Source organism: Mesorhizobium sp. M5C.F.Ca.IN.020.32.2.1, assembly GCF_004023105.1.
GTDB lineage: Bacteria > Pseudomonadota > Alphaproteobacteria > Rhizobiales > Rhizobiaceae > Mesorhizobium > Mesorhizobium wenxiniae.
Map to the genome: position 1 here is coordinate 1 of NZ_RZSX01000126.1, position 10052 is coordinate 10052.

Here is a 10052-nt window from a genome sequence, read left to right on the forward strand (position 1 = left end):
GTCGCTACGCAACGTCATCGAGTTCACCAAAGGCCTGGCCAAGGTGGTGTTGCTGGCCAGCCTCTTCACATTCCTTTTGGTCGCGTGGCTGCAGCCGCTCTTCGATGCTCCGGGATGCGCTCCGTCATGCCTAGAGCCAATTGTCAAAGCGGTGCTGACACCACTTGGAATTGCCGCCGCCCTGGCCTTTGTCGTTATCGGCGTGATCGATGTCCCGATTCAGCGCTGGCTGTTCCTGCGCGACATGCGCATGACGACAACCGAATACAAGCGCGAACACAAGGATCTCGAAGGAGACCCCTTGATCCGGCATGAACAGCAGCGACAGCGGCGTGAGGCCGTGATGCAACCTGCGAGGCTGGGCGTAAAAAACGCGGTCATCGTCTTCGCGTCTGGCCACCGCGCAGTGGCGTTGCGTTACGTCAAGGGTGAAACGCCGGTGCCGACGGTCGTCGGCAAGGGCCAGGGCCGAGCGGCCGACGAGATGATGGCTCAAGCACGCAAGGCAGGTATTCCCGTGGTCGAGGATGCGGCCGTCGCCAGCCCACTCTTCGAAAATGCAAACACCGGATCTTACATCGGTCAGGAGATGTTCTCACCGGTCGTGCGCCATCTCGTCCGGCTCGGGCTCACTTGAGGCATGGTCGAACCGACCTTGCCGCGCAATACCTGAGCAGCGCGGCAAGGTCAGCAGCGACCTATTTAGCTGAACCCAATAGGACGTCGATATCGACCGCGTCTGCCATCGCCTTGTATCCCGCGTCGTTGGGATGAAGGTTATCGCCGCAGTCGTATTCGTCGCGCAGATATCCCGGTTTGGCCGGGTCTTCCATCACCTTGTCGAAGTCGATCACGCCATCGAAGCCGCCACCGGCGCGTATCCATTCGTTCACAGCGACGCGTATCTTTTCCTTCTCGGGTGTGTAGTAACCCTCGGTGGGAAGTCCTTTGAAGGTGTCGGCGAAGGGGGTCAACGTCGCGCCTACAATGCGTATGCCATGGGCATGCGCGCGGTCGATGAGCTGTTTGTATCCGCTGATGATGTCTTCGGCGGTCGGTTCCTTGTCGTCCGGCGTGATTGCATTTTCGCCGGGCCAGCCGATATCGTTGATGCCCATCATTACGACGACGCTCGAGACTTTGGGATGGCTCAGTATATCAGAATCGAAACGCGCCAGAGCATTGACGCCCATACCGTCGGTCAACACGCGATTGCCCGAAAAAGCTTCGTTAACCACCGCGATCTTGCGGCCGGTCTCCTGCAATCGCTTGGCGACAAGGTCTGGCCAGCGATTGTTGGCGTCGGGGGTCGAGCAATTCCCATCCGTGATGGAATCCCCGAAAAACACGATCGCCTGGGATTCCGGCGCGGCGTCAACCCATATATCGCTCAGAAAAAGGCGTGATTTGAGTGTGCTGTCAGCCTTGAACGTCGCGTCGTTTGTGAAATTTCCCGGGCCGGAGATGTAGGCGGTTTGCACACCATCCCAATGCACCGACGACAGCGCTGTCTTCTTCGGCAGGAAGATGCTGACCGAGATTTCGGAAAGCGCTTCTGCCGGAAGGGCGACGGGGTCGCTGAGGATCGGGGCTCCCGGCGGAACGACCACAGAACTCTTGCCGCCCCAGGTCAGGGGCTTCAGGGTCGCCTGATCGACGTCGCCGTCCTTGCCTGCTATTCCGACGCTGCCGGCACCGATGGTCAGTGGCTTAGCGCCGAAAGCATTCGATAGGACGACCCGGACGGTATTGCCGCCGACGCTGATGCGGGCAACTTGGCGGACGGTCTGATTCTCCAGCACTTCCGGCACTCCGAAAGGCGCAGGGAGATCATCCGACCAGCGCGGAGCAGGTGTGGCAGCCCAAGTGGTGATCCAGGCCCCCTTTTCCGCGCCTTGTGCCCCGAAACCAGCGGTCGCGGAGCCGGCCGCCACAGCTGCACATATCAGGGTAATCTGACGCAGACGCCGTTTCCTCCCTGCTGCGGGAGAAAGCGCCGATGACACCTTACCCGCAAAATTGAAACACCTGGTGAGCCGCATTTTCATCCTCCTCGAGACATGCTGGTACTGCCGCCGCCGCCCATATTATGATGGGCTGCACAGGGAATGAAATTGAACTTCCGTTGCGATCTTGGACCAGCACCAGGGGCAAGATGTCCGACTGTGCAGAGGGATGCCGCCCGCCTGTTTCGGCGAGCGGCGGACTGGAGCAGGCCGTTCGACCGTGACGCGGTCCTATATCAAAGGTCATCGCTGCGTTCGAGTGAAGCCCCCCAGAACCAGACTTGGCGTGCTGAAGGCGTCAGCTTTGCCCCAAAAGTGCAGGCGCTAACTCTTGCCATTCCTCATCAAGCGTCAAGGTCGACGGCGCGGCGTCGCAGCGACGATACCAATATTCCGCATTCGATTGATCGCCTTCCTTGCGATGGAGGTAGGCATGCACGCGCATTCCCGCCGTATCGTCGCGCGCCTGCGCGCGCTCGTGCGCCCTATCCCAATCGCCCTTTGCATCCCACCACAGCGCCTGCAGGGCAGGGCTCAAGCCGGCGGGCGGCCGTGATTTCGCAATCGAATCTCTGAAGGCTTGAAGATCCATTTCCCACCGACGTGATATACAAGGGCGGCCGACATTAATCTCGGATTCCCCAATAGCAAAGTCGCATCGCGCACGGCAAAAATGGCGGTGCTCTCTGCGTGCCATTGGCTCACAATTAAGGCTCCCAACGATCAACTGATCGTTATCTCTGTACCGACATGGTGATGAGGAGATGGTAGCGTGGAACCAGGCTCAAACCTCGGGCATGATCTTCACCCAACCTGTGATCCACGAGTTTGGCAATATCTCCGTGCCGACAACGCTGATCATCGGGGGCAAGGACCGTACAGCCCCGGGCGGCAATCGCGCCAGCGCCGACGTCGCGAAGACGCTCGACAATCCAAAACTCGGACGCGCCGCAGCCGTGGCCATTCCGAGCGCGACGCTCTTTAGAATTCCCAGAGCTTGGCCATTCACCACAGATAGGAAGCGATAAAGTAGCGGCCTCCGGACTTTAGCTGGATCTTTAGGAACTCCGATTGTGTAGGCGGGTGAGGAACCTCCCGAACCGCCCGTCGCACGGCAGTGAGCGGTGTCTCGTTACCTACGAAGGCGCACATGTCCGGTGCGGCGACAGACGACGCCGACGTAAGGACTTTACCGAGCGATCCGAGCACGACCGGCACCACTTCCGGTTCATTAACTTCCCGGAGAATGGCGTGGAGATGCCCGAGCACACAGGAAAGGCATCATTGAACGGTCAAACGCGAGTAGCCAAGAGCAACAGACTCTAATGCGGTGCGATTGAGAATTGTCAGCGAGCCGTGGTCGTATTGGGTCAGATACCGCCGTTCCCATTCTCTCAGGCAACGATTCACTTTCGCGCGAGACGCCGGGATCATTGCCGCGAGGTCGGTCTGCGAAATGTGGATGCTCATAGCTCCATTCACGGCAGCCGTGCTGTGCGGGGTCTCAGTCAATCGCAAGAGCGTGCTCGCCAATCGAATGGATAGTGCACTGGACGCACTGTGGATCACTCGCTCTTGCGCGTCGTGCGTTGCTTGGCATAAGTACGGGATCACCTTCAGTGCGAGATCTGGGTGCTTGTCGAAGACACTAGCCATGAAAGCTGCTTCGATTTGGAGCAAGTCGCTGTCCACGACTGACGCAGCGTTCATGTCACTGTGTCGCGCGATGAACAATCTAGTCAAGTCGAAAGTGTCACCGGGACCAAGATCGGAAAAGATGAACTCTCGGCCGTCTGAGAGGGGTACACTAAGACGAACTTTTCCGTGAATTACGTAGTAAATATAACGCGGTATGTCCCCAAGGCGAGTTAAGACTTTATTCTTTGGAACCCTCCTTAGGATGGCTGCTTTCGCCATTTCACTAAGAGTATCTTGCCCAAATTGCCGAAATAAGCGTATTTTGTTCAGATGTTTGACCCGAACCTCAGCGCCATTTTCTGCCATGGCTCTCTCTCCCTGATAGGGTAAGCGCCCCGGTCCCCTAAAGCGTTGCCTTGACCACCTCTTCAACGAGTCCGATTTCCGGTCCGTTCTCGCGCAGACGCGTTAAGGTAGAAAATATTAACACATTAGGATACGATAAAATAGCGACTCATCTGTGCCCGGGGTAACAGCGGCATGTCTCTGAGACATTTAAATCAAATCTAACCGACTGGATAACCCCCTCCTTATGGGATGGCGTGTGCCATGAGCCAGTAAGGAGAAGGGATGCAACAGGATTCGGGGGGTTCGTCTCTATGCGGCATGCACCAACCGAGGCGTCGCGTGCGCTCTGGAATCGAAGGGTAGAGCCGCTACGGCTTCCTGTGGGAGCAGTTTGCGTGTTTCTCGCAACTGCTGATTTCCTCCTTGGACAGACAATACTTCTTGCGTCAATTGAGCTCTACCATAGGGCCTTCGGCTTGACGTCGCCAGATATCTGGGATTCGATCTGCCTAAGTGTTACCGCCGGTCTGTTGCTGGTCGCATTCATGACCGCCAGGGGCGCCTACACGGTTAGTGGCATCCTGGACAATCACTGCAGGATTAAAACACTTATCAGCGGCTGGCTGTTTGTTTTCTTTTCAATTCTCTGGCTCGCCTTTCTCACGAAGACGACGTCGACGTTCTCGCGCGGCTCCTTGACGCTGGCGTTTGCGGTCGGATTCCCAACCCTGCTGCCTGGCCACGTGGTTCTAGCGCGTGGACTGAAACGGCTTCTGGCGGCTGAGAAACTCGTGTTGCGCACAGTTTATCTGTTTTACTCTGGCGTTCCTGGAAAGGAACAGGGGATAATCAACAAGCTTGGGCAACAGGGCATCGCGGTTTGTGGTGTTTCGAACATTGAGAACGATGATGGCACGATCGCGGCACGGTCGGTGCATGCCGCCGTCGCAGCTGCACAGGCTGCGTTCCGTAATGGCTCGTATGGGGCAGTTTATCTCTTTTGCTCTTGGGACCAGCGGAAGTTGATCGAACGCATCCTGGAGGAAATGTCCCGCCTCCCGCTGCCGATTTATCTTTTCGCCGACGCCTACATAGATAGAATTCTGGCTGGATGCCCGCTGCACACCGGCTGGCAGCGTGCCTTCGAAGTCCAGCGTATGCCGTTGAGGCCTGCCGAACGCCTGCTCAAGCGGTTGTTCGATATTGCTGTTGCATCCCTGCTCCTGCTGTTCCTGTGTCCGTTGATGGCCTTGGTCGCATGTGCCATAGCGCTCGAGAACGGTCGCCCTGTGCTGTTCCGGCAGATGCGACGAGGTTTTGGTGGTAAGCCGTTCAATATTTATAAATTCCGATCGATGACGGTGCAGGAGAACGGTGCACAAATTCGCCAGGCGCAGCGTAATGATGCGCGGGTTACCCGACTTGGCCGAATATTGCGCCGGTCAAACATCGACGAGCTGCCGCAGTTATTCAACGTGCTTCGGGGGGAGATGTCCCTGGTGGGGCCACGGCCTCACGCCGTCGCTCACGACGACACCTATACTTTGGCCATTGCGAGTTATGCTTACCGTCATCATGTAAAGCCCGGTTTGACAGGCTGGGCTCAGATCAATGGCTTTCGAGGGGAAACGAAGGAACTCTGGAGGATGGAAAAACGCGTTGAACACGACCTCTGGTATATAAAATCCTGGAGCATGCTTCTCGATATTAAGATAATTTGGAAAACTGCTCTACTGATCTTTTCGGATCGTAATGTCTATTGATGTATATAGCAGCTTCTCAGGAAGCTAGATGGATACATTAAGTCCATCCTCCGACCGATTGAACGGATAATTTTGATTCTAATGCTTCGGGCGATCCCACCGCCAGCGAGTACATCGAGCCTCACAATCGGGTTCGCGCCGGTTCAGTGGCCGGACAGTGGCACATAGCTCAATGCGAAAATCAACGCGACGCGGGGAGATGGTCGGAGCAGTCGGATCTTGCCATTCAAGGGTTCAGGACGGACCACGGGCTCATTGCGGCGAACGGAAAGCAGGCTTGCTGGCGGCGCAGCCGCCTTCAACAAGAACAATTGTGCAGTCCTATGAGCTTCCGCTCGACAGCATCCGGCTCTTGATTTCCTCTAGAATGTTGGTTGCGCGTGCGATGCGGCTGTACCTGGCCAGAAAGTCTGTCTTCGCCTGCTGACCGATCTGATCCCGAAGCGCCTTGTTTTCGCGCAGGCGCTTAAGAGCTTTGACCCAGTCGGACGGGTTGTCTGGCGACACCAGAACGCTGTTGACGCTATCCCTCAAAACTTCTCGTATAACTGACAGGTCGGAGGACACTATGGGTTTGCCATGCGCCATATATTCGAAGAGCTTGAGCGGCGACATTCCCTCAGCGATATTTCGACCGCCGCCCTGGCCCTCTACATCTCTAAGATAAGGCGCGAGTACAACGTCCATTTCGGCCAAGTAGGCACATGTCGCGGCGTGAGGAACGTAGCCGTGAAACACTATGTTCGGGCATTTGGCCAGCTTCGATGTCCAATACTCTATATCGCCTGGTGTTCCCCCGACGATGTGAAATGTCGCCCAGCCGCATCGAGGCGCAATTGCGCTTATTATCTCCATGCCTTTTCCCTTATACAGATGTCCGACATAACCAACCTTGAACGTGCCGCTGAGGCTGCATGACTCGACATTCGGCGGAACAGGATCCGCGCCATTGGGCGCGATGAGAAATTTTCCCGCATATTGAGGAAAGAGGCGGATGCTGTCGTCCCGCAGACGTTGCGACGTGACGACCAGCATACGGAATGCCTCTAGCCCTATCAGTTTGGCAAGGCGCTGACGCTGACGTCTGCTCAAACTGCCAATCGGGTCGTGAAGCTCAAAAACCGTCGTGAATCCGAAAAGTCCGGCAGAAACAAACGCTACAGTAGCCGAGCGTGTAAAGACTACATGCGGCCGCAGCCAGACCGCAGCAAGCAGCGCCAACACAGCAAAAAAAAGCTCCCGGCCGGGCACAGGCCAAAAGGGTACAGGGAGAACGCGGAATGGGAACTCGGTATCGAATCCGTATTCGCGCGCGATCTTCTCATAATGGTCCCGTGTATTCATGGAGGCGCGTGGAAGCGCTAGTAGGACCTCCGCTCCGGCTACCCGAAATGCATGGCACATCTTTGCGACTTGTACCGCATTGGCGGCCGGCGCCGGGACGTGCGCAGAATGTATATAGAGAAGCCGCATCCACAAAGCCTATCTTTCACGCGTCGCGGCTGGTCTAGTTCTTTGCCTCTGAGCCGCAAGTTCGGAGATCACGGGCTGGGCAGACGCACCCAAGTCGAACGACAAAAGCGCCCTCCGCCCCGGTGCCTCCATGGCTTGCGATAGTACCACTCTCCGGTTGCCTTACCAAAATCGAGCGTCGCCCTTTTCGCGAACTGAGGGCAGGCCCAGCGACAGCACACGCCGCCCCTTCATGGACAGGTTCTGACCACAGCCGTCATCAAAGCCCCAGCCAGCCAGCAATAATGTTGCGCTGTATCTCAGAAGTTCCGGAATAGAGTTTGCTGCCGATGGCATCACGCACGGCACGTTCGACGTCGAATTCGCTCAAGAAACCATAGCCGCCGAAGACCTGGACGACATCGAGCGTGGTGCGAACTAGCGATTCGCTCACAAAGAGCTTCGAAACGGCGGCGTCGAGGGATACGGACTGGGAGCGCTCAAGGCCCCACGCCGCCTTGTAGACGAGCAGTCGGGCCGCCTCCACCTGCATCTTCATGTCGGCAATCTTATGGGCGACCGCCTGGTGCTTGGAGATGGCCTGGCCGGACTGACGTCGGGTGCGCGTATAGGCCACTGCCTTTTCCAGAAGCCGCTCCATGGTGCCTATATGACTGGCGAATAGGCACGCCCGCTCCCAGTCCATGCTATGAGCAAACAGCCTCGAGCCGCCGCCCACTCCACCGAGAACAGCGTTCTTCGAAACAAATACGTCCTCGAAGACAAGCTCCCCGATCGGAGACGTCCGCAGTCCCATTTTTTCGAACTTTTGCGCGACCAGATAGCCGGGCAGCGCGCGGTCCACGAGGAAGCTCGTGATGCCGCCGAAATACCCCTTGGCGCGGTCAGTGACAGCAAAGACGACGGCAACATCTGCCACCGGCCCGTTGCTCACGAAGGTCTTCGTGCCGTTGATTAGAAAGCCATCGCCATGAGGCTCCGCCCGGGTTTGCATCGCAAATGCATCCGAGCCCGACTCCGGTTCGCTCATCGCATTGGCTGCGATCAAAGTGCCATCACAGAGCCCCGGAAGATATCGATTCTTCTGCTCTTCGGTGCCGAACTTCCAAATCGGCACCACGCAGGCCAGAAGGTGGGCGCAGATCGAGAAGACCAAGCCGGAATCCTCGCAGCCGTAGCCAAGCGCATCGATTGCAATGGCCGTGGACAGGGAATCGAGACCGGGTCCCCCGTAGGCCTGGGGGACTGGCAGGCCGGTCAGGCCCATCTGCGCGCAAGCCCCCCACAACTCGCGCTGGAATACTTGGTCTCGGTCGCGCTGCCTGACGTCTTTATTGAGCTTATCCTGCGCGAAGCGAAGGATCTGGCCACGCAGGATACGCTGCTCCTCGTTCAGCGCGAAATCCACTACTCCATCCTCATCAGATGCTGGTAGTCGATTTTATCTGTCGATGTCTTGGGAAGTAACTGCTGATGCGAGAACCAGTCCGGGGCCATGTAGGCCGGCAAGTTGTGGGCGCAGAACCGCTTCAGCTCGATGAGCGACAGCGCATGGCCGTCGCGCGAGGCATAAAACACCTTTATGGAGACGCCCGACTCCTCCGAGCGAGCGATCGCCGCCACCTCGGAGATCGCTGGATGGCGATAGAGCGCCGTCTCGATCTCGCCGAGTTCGATCCGATATCCCCGTCTTTTCACCATCCGGTCGCGTCGACCGCGGAAGGTGTAGACTCCGCCATCGCCTTCGATCACTACATCGCCGGTACGGTACCAGCGACCGCTTGAATCGACATGAAAAGCGGCGCTTGTTCGCTCAGGCATGTTCCAATAGCCCAGCATCACAGGAGCACCGCTGATTGCGAGCTCGCCTTCCTGACCTCGCGGCACGTCGCGACCATTCGCATCGATCACGCGTGCCTTAACATGCGAGCAGGCGCGCCCGATCGGAAACGGCGCCGAGCGGTCTTCGGCGATCGTCTGCGGGATTTCGTAGTAGGTACAGACGTTGGTCTCGGTTGGGCCATAGAGATTCAGGTAGCGTGCGCGTGGGACCACAGCCTTTAGCCTGCGCAGATGCTTGACCGGAAAAACCTCGCCGGCAAATAGAATGAACCGAAGAGCGTGGTCGTCGCGAGCATCAAGGCTGCCGTGCTCGACCAGAAGCGTGAGAACGGAGGGCGTGGAATACCAGACGGTCAACCGCCGCTCGGCGATCACCGACGCCATCCGGGTCGGATTCTTGCCGAGCTCCTCACCGATGAGAAATACGGTCGCGCCGTGCTTCAGCGGTACGAAGATGTCGAGAATAGACAGGTCGAAGTGGAAAGGCGCATGGGAGGAGAAGCGGTCGTTCTCGTCAGGAGCGAGGATATCGGAACACCAGTCCACGTAGCTCGAGCCATTGCGATGCGTCAGCATCACGCCCTTCGGCTGGCCGGTCGAGCCCGAAGTGTAAAGCACGTAAGCGAGGTTGTCCGGCCCCGACCGCGCCGATTCGTCCTCCGCCGCCAAGCCGTCGGCCTCTACGCGAGCCAGGTACGTCGCGAGCGGCGAGGGACCGTCGGACCAGTCGAGCGGTAAGAGACAAGATTCCGCAGCCAAGCGCGCCAACTCACAGCGCAAAGTTTCGGCTCGGGACGCCTCCACGAAAATCGCGCGCACGCCGCAGTCGTTAAATATGAACGCGTTACGCGCAGACGGTGCCAGAGAGTCGACGGGAACATAGGCCGCGCCCACCTTCAAGATGCCGAACAGAACAGCGAGCGAGGCGATCGATTTTGGAAGGCAAATGCCGACGCGGTCCGCCGGCCGGACGCCAATCCGA

General features: G+C 57.9%; 9 protein-coding genes. 3 read left to right on the forward strand and 6 right to left on the reverse strand.

The features are described 5' to 3' along the window. A partial coding sequence (locus EOA86_RS09000; RefSeq protein WP_206629983.1) for an EscU/YscU/HrcU family type III secretion system export apparatus switch protein occupies positions 1-637 on the forward strand: 637 nt, incomplete at its 5' end. A gap of 61 nt (positions 638-698) precedes the next feature. Here the strand turns inward: EOA86_RS09000 and EOA86_RS09005 are convergent. Beyond that, positions 699-2042, reverse strand: coding sequence for an SGNH/GDSL hydrolase family protein (locus EOA86_RS09005; RefSeq protein ID WP_128341282.1), 1344 nt, complete (start codon positions 2040-2042; stop codon positions 699-701). 262 nt (positions 2043-2304) lie between these two features. Beyond that, entirely contained in the window at positions 2305-2598 is a 294-nt protein-coding gene (locus tag EOA86_RS09010) for a hypothetical protein (protein ID WP_128341284.1), read from the reverse strand. A gap of 205 nt (positions 2599-2803) precedes the next feature. On the opposite strand from EOA86_RS09010, the gene EOA86_RS09015 reads away from it, so the two are divergent. Next, positions 2804-3034: a hypothetical protein gene (locus tag EOA86_RS09015; RefSeq protein WP_206629984.1), complete on the forward strand. Its 231-nt coding sequence runs from the start codon at positions 2804-2806 to the stop codon at positions 3032-3034. Between the two features lie 253 nt (positions 3035-3287). Here EOA86_RS09015 and EOA86_RS09020 read toward each other — a convergent pair whose 3' ends face one another. Then, positions 3288-4010, reverse strand: coding sequence for a Crp/Fnr family transcriptional regulator (locus EOA86_RS09020; protein WP_128341285.1), 723 nt, complete (start codon positions 4008-4010; stop codon positions 3288-3290). A gap of 377 nt (positions 4011-4387) precedes the next feature. Between EOA86_RS09020 and EOA86_RS09025 the strand changes: the two genes are divergently transcribed. Next, entirely contained in the window at positions 4388-5755 is a 1368-nt protein-coding gene (locus tag EOA86_RS09025) for an exopolysaccharide biosynthesis polyprenyl glycosylphosphotransferase (protein ID WP_164759890.1), read from the forward strand. Positions 5756-6076: 321 nt separating this feature from the next. Here EOA86_RS09025 and EOA86_RS09030 read toward each other — a convergent pair whose 3' ends face one another. The 3 genes from EOA86_RS09030 to EOA86_RS09040 form a co-directional block, all read right to left on the reverse strand. Continuing rightward, positions 6077-7099 carry a glycosyltransferase gene (locus tag EOA86_RS09030; RefSeq protein ID WP_164891640.1) on the reverse strand — a complete coding sequence of 341 codons (1023 nt, stop codon included), beginning with the start codon at positions 7097-7099 and terminating at the stop codon, positions 6077-6079. Between the two features lie 388 nt (positions 7100-7487). After that, on the reverse strand, positions 7488-8636 hold the full coding sequence (locus EOA86_RS09035; RefSeq protein WP_065006928.1) for an acyl-CoA dehydrogenase family protein: 1149 nt from the start codon (positions 8634-8636) through the stop codon (positions 7488-7490). Further along, positions 8636-10048, reverse strand: a complete 1413-nt coding sequence (locus tag EOA86_RS09040) for an amino acid adenylation domain-containing protein (RefSeq protein WP_281035644.1) — start codon at positions 10046-10048, stop codon at positions 8636-8638. Before EOA86_RS09040 ends, EOA86_RS09035 begins: the two co-directional genes overlap by 1 nt. Positions 10049-10052 lie beyond the last annotated feature (4 nt).

What these genes read in the sequence shown, in the direction of transcription:
- EOA86_RS09030 (WP_164891640.1), bottom strand. Translation starts at nt 7,099, where the DNA reads ATGAATACACGGGACCATTATGAGAAGATCGCGCGCGAATACGGATTC.
- EOA86_RS09005 (WP_128341282.1), bottom strand. Translation starts at nt 2,042, where the DNA reads ATGCGGCTCACCAGGTGTTTCAATTTTGCGGGTAAGGTGTCATCGGCG.
- EOA86_RS09015 (WP_206629984.1), top strand. Translation starts at nt 2,804, where the DNA reads ATGATCTTCACCCAACCTGTGATCCACGAGTTTGGCAATATCTCCGTG.
- EOA86_RS09010 (WP_128341284.1), bottom strand. Translation starts at nt 2,598, where the DNA reads ATGGATCTTCAAGCCTTCAGAGATTCGATTGCGAAATCACGGCCGCCC.
- EOA86_RS09020 (WP_128341285.1), bottom strand. Translation starts at nt 4,010, where the DNA reads ATGGCAGAAAATGGCGCTGAGGTTCGGGTCAAACATCTGAACAAAATA.